At 65.3% G+C, this 15,152-nt stretch carries 14 protein-coding genes; 10 read left to right on the forward strand and 4 right to left on the reverse strand.

The genetic code is table 11. The features are described 5' to 3' along the window. Positions 1–31: 31 nt before the first annotated feature. On the reverse strand, positions 32–937 hold the full coding sequence (gene serB, locus I6F28_RS25275; RefSeq protein ID WP_225141602.1) for a phosphoserine phosphatase SerB: 906 nt from the start codon (positions 935–937) through the stop codon (positions 32–34). A gap of 11 nt (positions 938–948) precedes the next feature. Between serB and miaA the strand changes: the two genes are divergently transcribed. The 8 genes from miaA to ilvC all read left to right on the forward strand — a co-directional run bounded on the left by miaA (position 949) and on the right by ilvC (position 8,923). Next, positions 949–1,890: a tRNA (adenosine(37)-N6)-dimethylallyltransferase MiaA gene (gene miaA / locus I6F28_RS25280; protein WP_225141603.1), complete on the forward strand. Its 942-nt coding sequence runs from the start codon at positions 949–951 to the stop codon at positions 1,888–1,890. Between the two features lie 327 nt (positions 1,891–2,217). Continuing rightward, positions 2,218–3,993, forward strand: coding sequence for an acetolactate synthase 3 large subunit (locus I6F28_RS25285; protein WP_036025002.1), 1,776 nt, complete (start codon positions 2,218–2,220; stop codon positions 3,991–3,993). A gap of 4 nt (positions 3,994–3,997) precedes the next feature. Further along, on the forward strand, positions 3,998–4,969 hold the full coding sequence (locus I6F28_RS25290; protein ID WP_225141604.1) for a threonine dehydratase: 972 nt from the start codon (positions 3,998–4,000) through the stop codon (positions 4,967–4,969). 23 nt (positions 4,970–4,992) lie between these two features. After that, positions 4,993–5,535 carry an acetolactate synthase small subunit gene (gene ilvN, locus I6F28_RS25295; RefSeq protein ID WP_018640841.1) on the forward strand — a complete coding sequence of 181 codons (543 nt, stop codon included), beginning with the start codon at positions 4,993–4,995 and terminating at the stop codon, positions 5,533–5,535. A 3-nt stretch (positions 5,536–5,538) separates the two neighbouring features. Next, on the forward strand, positions 5,539–6,234 hold the full coding sequence (locus tag I6F28_RS25300; RefSeq protein ID WP_225141605.1) for a class I SAM-dependent methyltransferase: 696 nt from the start codon (positions 5,539–5,541) through the stop codon (positions 6,232–6,234). Positions 6,235–6,283: 49 nt separating this feature from the next. Then, positions 6,284–7,159, forward strand: coding sequence for an EamA family transporter (locus tag I6F28_RS25305; protein ID WP_225137977.1), 876 nt, complete (start codon positions 6,284–6,286; stop codon positions 7,157–7,159). Positions 7,160–7,167: 8 nt separating this feature from the next. After that, the gene (locus tag I6F28_RS25310) at positions 7,168–7,770 is read left to right on the forward strand and encodes a LysE family translocator (protein WP_036006650.1); all 603 of its coding nucleotides are present in this window, start codon (positions 7,168–7,170) and stop codon (positions 7,768–7,770) included. A gap of 133 nt (positions 7,771–7,903) precedes the next feature. Then, positions 7,904–8,923, forward strand: a complete 1,020-nt coding sequence (gene ilvC / locus I6F28_RS25315) for a ketol-acid reductoisomerase (RefSeq protein WP_036006621.1) — start codon at positions 7,904–7,906, stop codon at positions 8,921–8,923. A 226-nt stretch (positions 8,924–9,149) separates the two neighbouring features. On the opposite strand, the gene I6F28_RS25320 is transcribed toward ilvC, so the two are convergent. Further along, a complete protein-coding gene (locus I6F28_RS25320; protein WP_128263130.1) occupies positions 9,150–9,770 on the reverse strand; it encodes a hypothetical protein in 621 nt (206 codons plus the stop codon). 105 nt (positions 9,771–9,875) lie between these two features. On the opposite strand from I6F28_RS25320, the gene I6F28_RS25325 reads away from it, so the two are divergent. Next, the gene (locus tag I6F28_RS25325; protein WP_225141606.1) at positions 9,876–10,529 is read left to right on the forward strand and encodes a TetR/AcrR family transcriptional regulator; all 654 of its coding nucleotides are present in this window, start codon (positions 9,876–9,878) and stop codon (positions 10,527–10,529) included. A gap of 210 nt (positions 10,530–10,739) precedes the next feature. Next, on the forward strand, positions 10,740–12,452 hold the full coding sequence (locus I6F28_RS25330; RefSeq protein WP_225141607.1) for a sulfatase-like hydrolase/transferase: 1,713 nt from the start codon (positions 10,740–10,742) through the stop codon (positions 12,450–12,452). A gap of 154 nt (positions 12,453–12,606) precedes the next feature. Here the strand turns inward: I6F28_RS25330 and I6F28_RS25335 are convergent, their stop codons facing one another. Further along, complete coding sequence (locus I6F28_RS25335; protein ID WP_225141608.1) at positions 12,607–14,166, reverse strand: ABC transporter permease/substrate-binding protein; 1,560 nt, start codon at positions 14,164–14,166, stop codon at positions 12,607–12,609. Beyond that, entirely contained in the window at positions 14,163–14,945 is a 783-nt protein-coding gene (locus I6F28_RS25340) for an ATP-binding cassette domain-containing protein (protein WP_225141609.1), read from the reverse strand. Before I6F28_RS25340 ends, I6F28_RS25335 begins: the two co-directional genes overlap by 4 nt. Positions 14,946–15,152 lie beyond the last annotated feature (207 nt).

Here is a 15,152-nt window from a genome sequence, read left to right on the forward strand (position 1 = left end):
TTCGCGGGCGATGACAGAGAGAGGGGAGGCTTTACCCCTCCACGAACTCGTCCCGCCGATACCCCTGCGCATACAGCAGCGCAGTGAGATCGCCGTGATCGATCCGCGCGGCCGCGGCGGCCGCCACCGCCGGCTTGGCGTGATAGGCGACACCCAGACCCGCGGCCTGGATCATCGCAAGGTCGTTGGCGCCGTCGCCGACCACGACCGAGTCGATGTCGTCGAGATCGAACGATTCCATCAGGTCCACCAAGGTGGCGAGCTTCGCCGCGCGGCCCAGGATCGGCTCCTTCACTTCGCCGGTGAACTTGCCGTCGCGCACGACGAGCTCGTTGGCGCGGTTCTCCTGGAAACCGATCTTGGCGGCGACCGCGCGCGTGAACAATGTAAAGCCGCCGGAGACGAGGCAGGTATAGGCGCCGTTCGCGCGCATGGTGGCGACCAGCTCGCGGCCGCCCGGCGTCAGCGTGATGCGCTTGGCCAGGACCTCGTCGACCGCGCTGGCGGGCAGGTCCTTGAGCAGCGCGACGCGCTCGCGCAGCGCCGGCTCGAACTCGATCTCGCCGCGCATCGCACGCTCGGTGATGGCAGCGACATGCGCCTTGACCCCGACAAAATCGGCGAGCTCGTCGATGCATTCCTGGCCGATCATGGTGGAGTCCATGTCGGCGAGAAAAAGCTTCTTGCGCCGGAAGCCGACAGGCTGCACGACGATGTCGATGGGCAAATCGCCGCGGAGCTCGCGGAGCCGCTGCTCGATGGCGTTGCGGTCGCCTTCGAGGTTACTGTCCGCGCCGAAGGGGATGTCGACCGCAACCCTGTCGAACAGCCAGTGCGCGGGCGCCGCCTGCGGCAGCACGGCGCGGGCGCCATCGACGATGGTCGAGTCGAGCGCGGGATTGTCAGGGTTGCAGATCAGCGTGGCGACGAGGGACATTTGAGGTTTTCGTGAGCGAGGGGTATTCCAGCAAGGCCGTGCTTATCGCAGGCCCGACCGCCAGCGGCAAGTCGGCGCTGGCGCTGGAGCTTGCGCGTGCCGCCGGCGGCGTCGTCATCAATGCCGATTCCATGCAGGTCTATCGTGACCTCCGCATCATCACGGCGCGGCCGACCGCGGCGGACGAGGCGCTCGCGCCGCATCGTCTCTATGGCCACGTCGATGCCGCCGTGAATTTCTCGGCCGGTGCCTGGGTAAGCGATGCGGCGAAGGCGCTCGACGAGGCGAGGGCGCAGCGACAGCTGCCGATCATCATTGGCGGCACCGGGCTCTATTTCAAGGCGCTGACCACAGGTCTCTCCGCGGTGCCGCCGATCCCCGCCGAGCTGCGCGAGGATGTGCGCGCGCGGCTGGAACGGAACGGCGTCGAAGCGCTGCACGCGGAACTCGCAGTCCGCGATCCGCGCGCGGCCGAGCGATTGAACCTGCGCGACCGCACCCGCATTGCCCGCGCGCTCGAGGTGATCGAGGCAACCGGCCGTTCGCTGCTCGATTGGCAGCGGGAGGGACAGCCACCGCTGCTGCCCAAGGACAGATTTCGCGCGGTCTTCCTCGCACCCGAGCGTGACGAGCTCTATGCCCGCATCGATGCCCGTTTCGATGCCATGCTGGGCGCCGGCGCGCTCGAGGAGGTCGAGCGGCTCGCCGCCAGGCATCTCGATCCGCTGCTGCCGGCCATGAAGGCCCATGGCGTGCCATCCTTGATCCGGCACCTGCGCGGCGAGCTCAGCCTGGAGGAGGCCGCCAGCATTGGCCGCGCCGATACGCGCCATTACGCCAAGCGGCAATTCACCTGGTTCCGGCACCAGCTGCCGGACTTCGAATGGGTGAGGCCGGAGCAAGCGAGCGGATGGCTCGCCGCGGCCGTGCCGACGGAACGGCGCACCGACTGACGCGCTTTTGTGCCGGGTTCCCGAATTTACCTCTCGCCGAACCCGGGGAACACCGCTACACTGCCGAAATCGCGCGGGAACGGCCGCATTGCCTTGACATCCAAGGTTTGGCCGCTATGTTTCGCGCAACCTTTGGGAAGCCGAGCGCCGCCATGCGTAACATTATTACCAAACTCCTTATCGCCGTCGTACCCAGGCACACCGCCGGGGGTGGCTAGCTGCCATCCACATGACAGGCGGTGTGCATGGGCCCTCTTCGGGGCCTTTTTTATTTCCCGAACCCGACACGAACGAAGCCGCTGACAACAGCGCATCCGGAGCAAGCCAATGAGCGACAAGAGCCACGATCCGAACCAGATGACGGGCGCCGCGATGATCGTCCGCGCACTCATCGATCACGGCGTGACCGACATTTTCGGCTATCCCGGCGGCGCGGTGCTTCCGATCTATGACGAGATCTTCCAGCAGAGCGAGGTCCAGCACATCCTGGTCCGCCACGAACAGGGCGCGGGCCATGCCGCCGAGGGCTATGCGCGTTCCACCGGCAAGCCGGGCGTTGCGCTCGTGACCTCCGGCCCCGGCGCCACCAACATGGTGACGCCGCTGACGGATGCGCTGATGGACTCCATTCCGCTGGTCTGTATCTCCGGCCAGGTGCCGACGCATCTGATCGGCAACGACGCGTTCCAGGAATGCGACACCGTCGGTATCACGCGTCCCTGCACCAAGCACAATTGGCTGGTGCGCGACGTCAACGATCTCGCCAAGGTGCTGCATGAGGCCTTCTACGTCGCCACCTCGGGCCGTCCGGGCCCGGTGCTGGTCGACGTTCCCAAGGACGTGCAGTTCGCCACCGGCACCTACCATCCCCCGCGCAAGTCCGACGTGCACCGCTCTTACGCGCCGCGCGTGAAGGGCGATGCGACGCAGATCCGCAAGGCGGTATCGCTGCTCGCGAACGCCAAGCGTCCCGTGATCTACAGCGGCGGCGGCGTCATCAATTCCGGCTCCGAGGCGACCCACCTGTTGCGCGAGCTGGTTGAGGTCACCGGCTTCCCGATCACCTCGACGCTGATGGGCCTCGGCGCCTATCCGGCGTCGGGCAAGAACTGGCTCGGCATGCTCGGCATGCACGGCACCTATGAGGCCAACATGACCATGCATGATTGCGACGTCATGCTGTGCGTCGGCGCGCGCTTCGACGACCGCATCACCGGCCGCGTCGATGCGTTTTCACCCGGCTCGAAGAAGATCCACATCGACATCGATCCGTCCTCGATCAACAAGAACATCCGCGTCGACGTGCCGATCATCGGCGATTGCGGCAACGTCCTCGGCGACATCCTCCAGGTGTTCAAGGCGGAGGCGAAGAAGCCCGACATCAAGTCGTGGTGGCAGCAGATTGCGCAATGGCGCGCCCGCAACTCGCTCTATTACAAGAAGAGCAGCGACGTCATCCTGCCGCAACACGCGATCCAGGCCTTGTTCGAGCAGACGCGCGGCAAGGATACCTACATCACGACCGAGGTCGGCCAGCATCAGATGTGGGCGGCGCAGTTCTACGGCTTCGAGGAGCCGCATCGCTGGATGACCTCGGGCGGTCTCGGCACCATGGGCTACGGCCTGCCGGCCGCGGTCGGCGTTCAGGTGGCCCATCCCGACAGCCTCGTCATCGACATTGCCGGCGATGCCTCGGTGCAGATGACGATGCAGGAGATGTCGACGGCGGTTCAGTACGAGCTGCCGATCAAGATCTTCATCCTGAACAACCAGTACATGGGCATGGTGCGCCAGTGGCAGCAGCTGTTGCACGGCAACCGGTTGTCGCATTCCTATTCCGAAGCGCTGCCGGATTTCGTCAAGCTCGCGGAGGCCTACGGCGCCGTCGGGCTTCAGGTGCACAAGCCGGCCGATCTCGATGGCGCCATCAAGGAGATGATCTCGGTCAAGCGCCCGGTGCTGTTCGACTGCCGCGTCGCGGCGCTCGAAAACTGCTTCCCGATGATCCCCTCCGGCAAGGCCCACAACGAGATGCTGCTGCCGGAGCAGGCCAACGACGAGGCGACTGCGAAGGCATTCGCCGGCGGCAAGGCGTTGGTGTGACGCCATGTTCGACCTGAACGAACTCGAGCGCGCACATGCGATCGTGGGGCAGGCGGTGCCGGCGACGCCAGCGCATGCTTGGCCGTTGCTCAGCCGCCGGCTCGGCACCGCGGTAGTGGTCAAGCACGAGAACCACACGCCGACCGGCGCCTTCAAGGTGCGTGGCGGCCTGGTCTATCTCGATCGGCTGAAGCGAGAGCGGCCGAACGTGCCGGGCATCATCTCGGCCACCCGCGGCAATCATGGCCAAAGTCTTGCTTTCGCGGCGCGGCGTCACGGCGTGCCCGCCGTGATCTACGTGCCAAAAGGCAATTCGGTTGAGAAGAACCATGCCATGCGCGCGTTCGGCGCCGATCTGGTCGAGCACGGCGACGATTTCCAGCTGGCGCGCGAAGAAGCCGGGCGCCGCGCGCAGTTCGAAGGCCTGCACATGGTGCCGTCGTTCCACCCTGACCTCGTGCTGGGGGTGGCGACCTACGCACTGGAACTGTTCCGCGCGGTGCCCGATCTCGACGTGCTCTACGTTCCGATCGGGCAGGGCTCCGGTATCAGCGCCTGCATCCTGGTGCGCGACTTGCTGGGCCTGAAGACGGAGATCATCGGTGTGCAATCGACCGAGGCGCCGTCATATGCACTTTCGTTCGCGGCCGGCAAGGTCGTAACGACCGAGACCAGTGACACGCTGGCCGATGGCGTGGCGACACGCTTTCCGGACGCGGAAGCTGTTGCGCTTGTTTGCAAGGGCGCCTCGCGCATCGTCCAGGTTACGGACGGTGAGATCGCGCTCGCGATCCGCGCCTATTGGACCGACACGCACAATCTCGCCGAAGGCGCCGGTGCTGCCGCGCTGGCGGCGGCGCTGCAGGAAAAGAGCAAGCTGAAGGGCAAGCGCGTCGGTCTCGTGCTGTCCGGCGGCAATATCGATTTCGATCTGTTCCGCCGTTGGGTCGGGACGGACGCGCCGGCGACGGCGTGACGGAGAGACAAGAGGGGACGACAATGAACCAGCCCGCATCCGCCTATTTCATCGAGGACCGTCACGATCCCAACGAGACGCATACGCTTGCGGTGCTCGTGCAGAACGAGCCGGGCGTGCTCGCGCGCGTCATCGGCCTGTTCTCGGGGCGCGGCTACAACATCGAGAGCCTCACGGTCTCGGAGACCGAGGCCCAGAAGCATCTGTCGCGGATCACCATCGTCACCACGGGCACGCCGATGGTGATCGCGCAGATCAAGAACCAGCTCGACCGCATGATCCCGGTGTACCAGGTCGTCGACATGACCCAGACCAAGCGCTCGATCGAGCGCGAGTTGGCGATGGTCAAGGTGCGCGGGCAGGGCGAGCATCGGGTCGAGGCGCTCAGGCTGGCGGATGCGTTCCGCGCCCGTGTGATCGACGCCACCACCGAGAGCTTTGTGTTCGAGATCACAGGCAATACGGACAAGATCAATCAATATATCGATCTGATGCGCCCGCTCGGCCTCGTCGAGGTGTCGCGCACGGGTGTTGCCGCGATAGGTCGCGGGCCTGAAGGGATGTGAGCCATGTTGGCGCGCGACTGGTACTACAACGAGCGGAACCGGATGGGGATCGAGCCCGCTGTGGCCTCGATCTACGACAACCATGACGATGCTGATCTGCGCGCGCGCGCCGCGCTGAAGATGCTCGGGGTCCAGCGCGGCTGGCGCATCGCCGATATCGGCTGCGGCAACGGCGTGCTCGCCACCGAAGCGGCGTTGATGGGGGCCGACGTCGACGCCATCGACATTTCCCCGGCCATGCTGGCGCTCGCCGAGATCTACGCCCGCGACCGCAAGGCGCCTGTGCGCACCCAATCCGCCGGCCTGCTGAGCTTCGCCTACCGGCCGGAATCCTACGATCTCATCGTCAGCGAGTTCACGCTGCACCACCTGCCGGATTTCTGGAAGGCGGTGGCGATGTCGCGGATTTTTCGCGCGCTCAAGCCCGGGGCGACATTTTTTCTCCGCGACATCGTTTACTCATCGATGCCCGACGCGATCGAGCGTGACGTCGAGCAATGGGCCGACTTCCAGATCAAGAACCACGATTTCTCCCGCGAGGGCGTGGTGACTCACATGCGCGATGAATATTCCACCTTCGGCTGGGTGATGGAGCGGATGCTGACCGACGTCGGCTTCACCCTGGTCGCGGCCGACTACCACGCGCCGATGCACGGCACGTATCTGCTGCGGAAACCGAAAGCCGGCGAGCAAGGCTAGACCAGAACAACAAACAGGGCTGCGAGACAAAGCAGAACCGGAAACAACAATGAAGCCGGCCGACATCCTCATCGCCGTCATGGTGGCGATCATCTGGGGGCTTGCCTTCGTGGCGAGCCGGATCGCGCTCGACGAGCTGTCGCCGGAGTTGATGACGGCGTTACGCTTCACCATCGCCGCGGTGCCGTGCCTGTTCATTTCCAAGCCGAAGGTCGCCTGGTCACTGCTGATCGCGATCAGCTTCACGCTGTTCCTCGGCCAGTTCCTGTCTCAGGCCTATGGTATCGCCCACGGCGTGCCGGTGGGTTTGACCTCCGTCGTGGTGCAGAGCCAGGCGCTGTTCACGATCGGCTTTGCCGCGCTCGCGTTCGGTGAGCGGCCGACGCCGGTGCAGACTCTGGGGATCGTCGTTGCCGCGGCGGGCCTTTTGATGATCTGCGGCACCGTCGGCTATGATTTCAGCGTCGGCGCCTTCGCGGTTCTGATGGTCTCGCCGCTCAGCTTCGCCATCGGCAATCTGTTGCTGCGCGGCGCCCGCGGCGTGCCGATGTTCGATCTCTTCGCCTGGCTCTGCCTCGCCTCGGCCGTGCCGCTGTTCGTGCTGGCGCTGATCGCCAACGGTCCGGCGCCGACCTGGACGTCGCTGACGCACATGTCGCTCACATCGGCGCTCTGCATGCTGATGCTCGGCGGCATTTCCACCAGCATCGCCTATTGGCTATGGGGCCGCCTCTTGCGCGACTATCCGGCTGCACAAGTGGTGCCGTTCGCACTGCTGGTGCCGTTCGTGGGCTCGGCGGCCTCCAGCATCGTGTTCGGCGAACGGTTCGGGCCGCTGCGCCTCGCCGGCATGCTGACCGTGATCTTTGGGATCGCCGTGATGGTGCTGGCGAAGCGCCCGCAAGTTCTACCGAAGACTGCGTGAGGGTGATGATGACGTACTCGCTGCTCTACGCCTTCCTCGTCTTCATGGTCGTGATGTATTTCACGCCCGGGCCGAACAACATCATGCTGCTGTCCTCCGGCCTGACCTACGGCTTCCGGCGCACCATCCCGCACATCGTCGGCATCGTGCTCGGTTTCGCCTTCATGGTCGCCGCGGTCGGCCTCGGGCTCGGCTCCGTGTTCCTGGCCTATCCGATCCTCCAGACCATCCTGAAATATGCCGGTGCCGCCTATCTGATCTATCTCGCCGCTGTGATCGCCATGGCCGGTCCGGCCAAGCCGGGCGAGGAGAATGGCCGCGGCCCCATGACCTTCTGGGGCGCGGCCATGTTCCAGTGGATCAATGCCAAGGGTTGGGTGATCGTGATCGGCACCATCACTGCCTATGCGGCGATCGCCCAATTCCCGCTCAACATCGCCATTCAGACCGTGATCAGCCTCGTCGTCGGCACGGTCTCGACGGTAGTCTGGGCGCTATTCGGTACCGCATTGCGGCCGGTTCTGACTTCCGAGCGGCTGGTCCGCGCCTTCAACATCCTGATGGCGATCCTGCTGCTGGCCTCCCTCTACCCCGTTTTCATGGATGCATGATGTCGCGGATTTCCATGCAGAAACGGGTTTCCCTCAGGGCTGAAAATGCTCTAGACAGCCCCCGAAATCCGCAAATTTCACCCTTCGGACACTGACCATTGGCCGATTTCGGCCCTGAACGAGGAAACGACCTATGCGTGTTTATTACGATCGCGACGCCGACCTGAACCTGATCAAGGGCAAGAAGGTCGCCATCGTCGGCTACGGCAGCCAGGGTCACGCCCATGCGCTCAACCTGAAGGATTCCGGCGTAAAGGAAGTCGCCATTGCGCTGCGCAAGGGTTCGGCTTCGGCGAAGAAGGCGGAAGCCGCCGGCTTCAAGGTGCTGGAAGTTGCGGAAGCTGCCAAATGGGCCGACCTCGTCATGATGCTGACCCCGGACGAGCTCCAGGGCGACATCTACCGCGAGCACCTGCACGACAACATGAAGAAGGGCGCTGCCCTGGTGTTCGCGCACGGCCTCAACGTTCACTTCAACCTGCTCGATCCGCGTGCCGACCTCGACGTGCTGATGATCGCGCCGAAGGGCCCCGGCCACACCGTGCGCTCGGAATATCAGCGCGGCGGCGGCGTGCCCTGCCTGATCGCAATTGCGAAGGACGTCTCGGGCAACGCCCACGACCTCGGCCTGTCCTACGCCTCCGCCATCGGCGGCGGCCGCGCCGGCATCATCGAGACCACGTTCAAGGAAGAGTGCGAGACCGACCTGTTCGGCGAGCAGGTGGTGCTCTGCGGTGGCCTGGTCGAGCTGATCAAGGGCGGCTACGAGACCCTGGTCGAAGCCGGCTATGCGCCGGAGATGGCCTATTTCGAGTGCCTGCACGAAGTGAAGCTGATCGTCGACCTGATCTATGAAGGCGGCATCGCCAACATGAACTACTCGATCTCCAACACCGCCGAGTACGGCGAGTACGTCACCGGCCCGCGCATCATCACCGACGAGACCAAGAAGGAGATGCGCAAGGTTCTGGCCGACATCCAGGGCGGCAAGTTCGCCCGCGACTGGATGCTCGAGAACAAGGTCAACCAGACCTCGTTCAAGGCGACCCGCGCCAAGCTCGCCGAGCACCCGATCGAGGAAGTCGGCGCGAAGCTGCGCGACATGATGCCCTGGATCAAGAAGGGCGCGCTGGTCGACAAGAGCAAGAACTGACGTCTGCGCCGTCATTCCGGGTTCGCGCTCAGCGCGCGCCCCGGAATGACGAGCGAAATTCAAGCTTCGCTCGCCAAGCCAAATCTTGGACCTTGGCGGCTATGGTCGAGCGAGATCGCAAACAGCGGTCTCGCTCTTTTCGTCTCGGCGAGACATCGCTCTCTCATTCTTTCCCCGGCCTGAAGCGCAGTTGAGCGGCTCGGCTCCTGCCAAATACGGCGTCGCATCAGCCCGCCGGGACGGTCTGCCCACGCGGATCGCGGGCCATCGCGATCATGCGCAGCGCCAGCACGATGAGCAGCGGAAGCAGGAAGGCGGCATAGAGCGGCATCGTCGGCACGCGCTTGCCGAACGAGACCATGAACTGGAGCCAGAGGTAATAGCCGCCCACAAGGTGCAGGGCCCGCCAGGCGCGCGGGCCGATCAGTGCGGCGGTGCGGTCGAACGATGTCGCGCCCATTGCGATGATGAAGCCGTAGCCGATGCCGCCGAAGACGTAGGAGGCTGCCGAGGTGGCCTCGGCAAATCCGGCCGGATCCATCCCGGCAAACGTCATGATCGCCGCCGCGTGGATGGCGTGGGAGGCCGCGAAGCTGAGGCCCAGATAGCGACGGTTGCGCTTCTGCCAGCGCGTCCAGGCATTGGGCCACAGCCGCGCCAGCGCCGCGGCGCTGAACGCGAGGCAGAACAACAGGAGCGAGCTTCGCGCCGTGAAGCGGATCACCGTGCGAACGCCCTCGACCTCGAACTGCCGCATCGAGGCGATCCATAGGCTGAGTGCGACGAGGCTCACGCAGAGAACGGCCAGCAGCCGCCACCCTTCGAGCCAGCTTCGACGTTCGGACATGGCGACCTCCCTCTCTATGCAATCATCGATTACATTCGGCGTGAATGCGCCGTCAACGGTGTAATCATTGCTTACATTCACGTTCGGGTGAGGCTAGAAGGATCCATGCCTGTTCGTCAGCCGTCCAAGCCGCGTGTCCGCCGCCCTGCCACGGAAGCCCGGCCGTACCATCACGGCGACCTCCGCCGCGTGTTGATCGATGCTGCGCTGCAACTCGCAGCGGAAGGCGCCGAAGTCTCGGTGCGGGAGGCCGCGCGCCGGGCCGCGGTGTCGCCGGGGGCGCCGTTCCGACACTTTCCCAACCGCGATGCGCTCATGGCGGCCGCGGCCGAGGAGGCGCAGCGGCGCTTTCGCGCCGAGATCGATGCGGCGCTGCGCGAGGCTCCGGCCGCCGACCCGCTCGCCCGCTTCCGCGCCTTCGGTCTCGCCTATTTGCGTTGGGCCATGCGCAATCCCGCGCATTTCGAGATCATCTCGACCGGGCGCTATTTTGCCCATGGCAGCTCGCCGGACCTGACACGAGACAACGCCGAGCTGATCGCGCTAACGGAGCAGATGCTGGTCGACGCGGCAGAGCAAGGCCTGCTGCGGTCGGCCGACCTCAAGCGTATCCAGGTCGCCGGGCGCGCCCTCGTCTACGGTTTCGCTCGGATGAATCTCGACGGCCATTTCCCGCGCTGGGGCGTCGGGGAGGGCGAGATCGAGCGGATGGCGGAGGGGGTGATCGACCTGTTCATCGCAGGTATCGCAAAGCCCTAGCGGGCCAGCGGCTCTGGTCGATGCCGTACGGCGCAGCCCGCTAACATTAAGCGAAGGTCGGACCGCGCCGCGCGTTGCCTCTCCTTGATCATTCCGTTACAGTTTTATGACACGGTGCAGGCTTCCGGCTGCTCCGGACGCCCTGGCTGTTTTTGGGTCGGCCAGCCAGGCTTGGCATCACCGCGCCGGACCAGAAGTTGCGTGTCGTCGATGGCGTCCGCGCCCAATCCAGGTCCTTCTGCCACGACGGCCGTGCTGGCGAGCGTCGCCGCGCTCGGCATCTGGCGGCTGCTCGCGGTTGCAGCGCCGCATCTGGCGGCACTCGCCCTGATGTACGAGACCGAGACCGATTTCGGCTCGCGCCTGTCCTTCGCGCTGGCCTGGGGCATCCTCAACTTCTTCTGGATCACGCTGCTGCGTCGCCCCGCGCTGTCGGGTGCGCTGTCGCTGACCATGGTGGTCGTGCTGGTGCTGCTGTCGCGGCTCAAGCACGACGTCGTGCAGATGACGGTCAACTTCATCGACCTGATGATGATCGACCGCGACTCCGTCGCGTTCCTGTTCACGATCTTCCCGAACTTACGCTGGTCGGTGATCCTGGCCGGTCTGGTCACGCTGCCGCTGATGTATGCGCTGTGGTGGCTCGATCCGTTCCGCATCCGCCGCCTGCCGGCGCTCGCCTGCAAGCTCGCCTGCCTTGCCGCCCTGGTCTGCTATTCGCTCTATCACCCGGACGAGGCCTGGCGCGGCTATTACGACGACGGCTATCTCTCGAAATTCTTCCGCTCGGGCGTCACGGCCGTCTCCGATTTTGCGCAATACGGCTTCATGGAGGCGTCTGCTTCGACCGGCGAGCGGCTCAACATGCCGCTGGTCGATGCCTGCCACCCGGCTGGCCGCCGGCCCAACATCATCATGATCCATGATGAATCGAGCTTCGACATCCGCGCCGCCCAGGGCATCAAGGTGCCGCCGCGCTATGGCGACTATTTCAAATCGTGGGACGGCAAGCAGCGCACGTTCCTCGCCGAGAGCAATGGCGGGCCGAGCTGGTTCACCGAGTATAACGTGCTCGCAGGGCTTTCCTCGCGTTCATTCGGCCGCTTCGCCTATTTCGTCACCCGCATCGCCTCGAACCGGGTCGAGCGCGGCCTGCCGCTGGCGCTGCGCCGCTGCGGCTATGACACGCTGTCGCTCTATCCCGCCCATGGCGGCTTCATGGGCGCGCGCAGCTTCCAGATGACGACGGGAATCGAGCGCTTCCTCGATTCCAAGGATCTGGGCGCCAAGGGTGTCGAGCCCGACAGCTTCTTCTACGACAAGGCGCTTCAGCTGATCGGCCAGCAGCCGCCGAACAAGCCGCTGTTCGCCTTCATCTATCTCGGTGCCAACCACTTCCCCTGGGAGACCCGCTTCCGTCCCGATCTGCTGCCGAATTGGCGCGCGCCGGGCAATGTGCCGTCCATCGATGAATATCTGCGCCGCCAGACCATGAGCGCAGAGCAGTACAAGGCGTTCGTTGCCGGTTTGAAGAGGACCTTTCCCGGCGAGCCATTCCTGATCGTTCGCTACGGCGATCATCAGCCGGAGTTTGCGGCTGCTATCCTGGAGCCCGGGCTCGACGAGGGCGCGATCGGCAAGAAGCTCGACGCCTACGATGCGCGCCTCTACGCGACCTATTACGCCATCGACGCCATCAATTTCGAGCCGGTTGGAAGTCAGGCCGTGATGGACACGATCGATGGTCCCTATCTGCCGCTGGTGGTTCAGGAAGCCGCCGGCATCCCGCTCGACCCGTCCTTTGCCGAGCAGAGGGAGATCATGCTCCGCTGCAAAGGCATCTTTTACGGCTGCAAGGATGGCGCCGAGGCGCGGCGGCTGAACCGGCTGCTGATCGACGCGGGGATGATCCGGGGGCTGTAGCCCTTACCGTCATCCTGAGAATCCGTAGGGTGGCCAAAGCGACTTGTCCGCCGTAGCTCGGAGAGCGAAGGCGGAAGCGTGCCCACCACCTCTCACACTCAGAGACCGTGGGCGCGGCGCTTACGCGCCTTTGCCCACCCTACGAAGTCTCACCTTATCGCCCGCCCACCTTCTCCCACAGCCACCTCGCCACCGCATCGGGCGATGAATTCGCATCATTGCCGCTGGCGCGCAGGTTCGCCTCGCGCATGGTGGCGATGTCGATCTTGCCGAGCAATGGCTTGAGCGCCGCCTGCAGTCGCGCGTCACCGGCGCGGTTCGGCGCAAGCAGCAGGATGGCGTCGTAGGGCGGGATCGCGCGTTTGGGATCGTCGAGCGCTGTGAGCTCGTATTTGGCGATCAAGCCGTCGCTGGTGTAGCCAGCGATGACGTCGACCTCGCCGCTGGCAACGGCCGCATACATGAAGTCCGGCTGCATCTGGCGCTGGGCGCGGAACTGCAGCCCATAGGCCTTTTGCAGGGCAGCCCATTCGGGCCGCGAGAAGAACTCGTAGTCGCCGGCAATCGACAGCGTGGCCGAATGTGCGGCGAGATCGGCGACGGTTCGGATGCCGAGCGCATCGGCACGTCGTCTTGGCATCACCAGCGCATAGGCGTTCTCGAAGCCGAGCTCGCCGAGCAGGGTGATGTCGTCCTTGGCGAGCGCCGTCTTCAATTCCGCCACCAGTTCTGCGCGCGGCTTGATGTCGGTGCGATGCAGCTGGTTGGCCCAGAGCGTGCCGGAATAGTCGACATAGAGATCGATGTCGCCGGCCTTCAGCGCCCCGAAGATCACACTGGAGCCGAGGCCGGAGCGTGCGGCCGCCGAGAGGCCCGCCGCCTCGAGGCGGTCCCTCATCAATGCCGACAGGACATATTGCTCGGCGAAGGTCTTGGCGCCAACCATATAGCCTGACGACGAGCGCCCCATGGTCGGCACCAGCGTTGCTGCAACCAGGGCCGCGATTCCGAGCGCCCCGAGACCGCTGCGCACACGGCTGCGGCGGCGCAGGCCGCTCTCGATCAGCCCAAGCAACTGGTCGACTGCGAGCGCGAGGAGAGCGGAAGCCACGCAGCCGAACAGCACGAAGACCCAGTTCTGGGTCTGGAGGCCGGCAAAGATGTAATTGCCGAGACTGGTCTGCCCGATCGGCGTCGACAGCGTCGCGGTGCCGATCACCCACACCGCCGCGGTGCGGATGCCGGCCATCATCACCGGTAGCGCGAGCGGCAGCTCGACGATCAGCAGCGATTGCCGCGCGGTCATGCCGACGCCCTCGGCAGCCTCGATCAGCGCGGGATCGATGCCGTTGAGGCCGGTGATGCCGTTGCGCAGCACCGGCAGCATCGAATAGAGCGCCAGTGCCAGCATCGCCGGCAGGAAGCCGAACGCGGAGAAAGATACGCCGAACCAGGCCAGCGTGACGGAAGCAGCCAGCAGCAGCAGTGGATAGAACAGCGCGAGCAGCGCCAGCCCGGGTACGGTCTGCACGATGCTGGCCAACGCGAGCAGGATGCCGCGTGGCGCCGGACGGTTGCGCGTCAGGATCGCCAGCGGCAGGCTCACGGCGAGGCCAAGCGCGAGGGCGGCGAGGCTCACCCGCACATGGTTGCCGAGGTAGTCCGGCAGATGCGACAGCGCCTCGCCCCAGCGCGGATCGGTGAAGAGGCTCATGCCGCACCGCCCATCGGCAGCAACGCATTCAGCCGCTCGACCTGGCGCCGCGGGGTACGCAACAGCTCGAGCACGTAATCGTCGCTGCTGCTCGAGAGCTCCGCAGCCGTACCCTGTGCGAGCAATCGTCCCCCGCGCATCACTGCGATGCGGTCGGCGAGCAGGATCGCCTCGGTCATGTCATGGGTGATCATCACGGTGGTCAGGCCGAGCTTGCGGTGCAGCGCGCGATAATCGTCACCGAGCGCATCGCGGGTGAGGGGATCGAGCGCGCCGAACGGCTCGTCCATCAGCACGATGCGGGGCCTTGCCGCGAGCGCCCGCGCCACGCCGACGCGCTGGCGCTCGCCGCCGGAGAGCGCCTCGGGCAGCCGGTCGCGATGCGTTGCGCGGTCGAGCTGCACGAGCTCCAGCAGCTCGTCGACGCGGCCTGCAACGGCCGCAGCCGGCTCGCCGAGCAGCTTCGGCGTGATGCCGATATTGTCGGCGACGCTCAGATGCGGAAACAGCCCGCCGCTCTGGAAGACGTAGCCGACCCGGCGCCGAAGCGCGACCGGATCGACATTCCGCACGTCCTCGCCTTCGACGGTGATGGTGCCGCTATCGGTCTCGATCAGCCGGTTGGCGAGCCGCAGCAGCGTGGTCTTGCCCGAGCCCGAGCCGCCGACGATCGCCACAAACTCGCCCGCCGCGACGTCGAGCGACACGTTATCGACGGCTGCAAGGGAGCCGAAGCGCTTGGTGACGCGCTGGTAGCTGATCGCCAGCTTGGAAGACATCGTGGGAGAGCTCTCTTTTCTCTTACCCTCCCCGAGGGGGAGGGTCGATCGCGCGCAGCGCGAGCGGGGTGGGGTGATCTGTCGACGCGGGCAGTATTCGACGCGGAGAAACCGTCACCCCACCCCGGTTCGCATTCCGCTTCGCTTCATGCGCACCGACCCTCCCCCTCCAGGGGAGGGTGAGAGCACGGCAAGTCCCCATGCGTA

Source organism: Bradyrhizobium sp. NBAIM14, from assembly GCF_020193895.1.
Taxonomy (GTDB): domain Bacteria; phylum Pseudomonadota; class Alphaproteobacteria; order Rhizobiales; family Xanthobacteraceae; genus Bradyrhizobium; species Bradyrhizobium yuanmingense.

Coding starts and splice junctions, on each gene's coding strand:
- ilvN (WP_018640841.1), top strand. CDS start 4,993: ATGAACCAGCCCGCATCCGCCTATTTCATCGAGGACCGTCACGATCCC.
- I6F28_RS25340 (WP_225141609.1), bottom strand. CDS start 14,945: ATGTCTTCCAAGCTGGCGATCAGCTACCAGCGCGTCACCAAGCGCTTC.
- I6F28_RS25300 (WP_225141605.1), top strand. CDS start 5,539: ATGTTGGCGCGCGACTGGTACTACAACGAGCGGAACCGGATGGGGATC.
- I6F28_RS25330 (WP_225141607.1), top strand. CDS start 10,740: ATGGCGTCCGCGCCCAATCCAGGTCCTTCTGCCACGACGGCCGTGCTG.
- ilvC (WP_036006621.1), top strand. CDS start 7,904: ATGCGTGTTTATTACGATCGCGACGCCGACCTGAACCTGATCAAGGGC.
- I6F28_RS25290 (WP_225141604.1), top strand. CDS start 3,998: ATGTTCGACCTGAACGAACTCGAGCGCGCACATGCGATCGTGGGGCAG.
- I6F28_RS25320 (WP_128263130.1), bottom strand. CDS start 9,770: ATGTCCGAACGTCGAAGCTGGCTCGAAGGGTGGCGGCTGCTGGCCGTT.
- I6F28_RS25305 (WP_225137977.1), top strand. CDS start 6,284: ATGAAGCCGGCCGACATCCTCATCGCCGTCATGGTGGCGATCATCTGG.
- I6F28_RS25310 (WP_036006650.1), top strand. CDS start 7,168: ATGACGTACTCGCTGCTCTACGCCTTCCTCGTCTTCATGGTCGTGATG.
- serB (WP_225141602.1), bottom strand. CDS start 937: ATGTCCCTCGTCGCCACGCTGATCTGCAACCCTGACAATCCCGCGCTC.
- I6F28_RS25325 (WP_225141606.1), top strand. CDS start 9,876: ATGCCTGTTCGTCAGCCGTCCAAGCCGCGTGTCCGCCGCCCTGCCACG.
- I6F28_RS25285 (WP_036025002.1), top strand. CDS start 2,218: ATGAGCGACAAGAGCCACGATCCGAACCAGATGACGGGCGCCGCGATG.
- I6F28_RS25335 (WP_225141608.1), bottom strand. CDS start 14,166: ATGAGCCTCTTCACCGATCCGCGCTGGGGCGAGGCGCTGTCGCATCTG.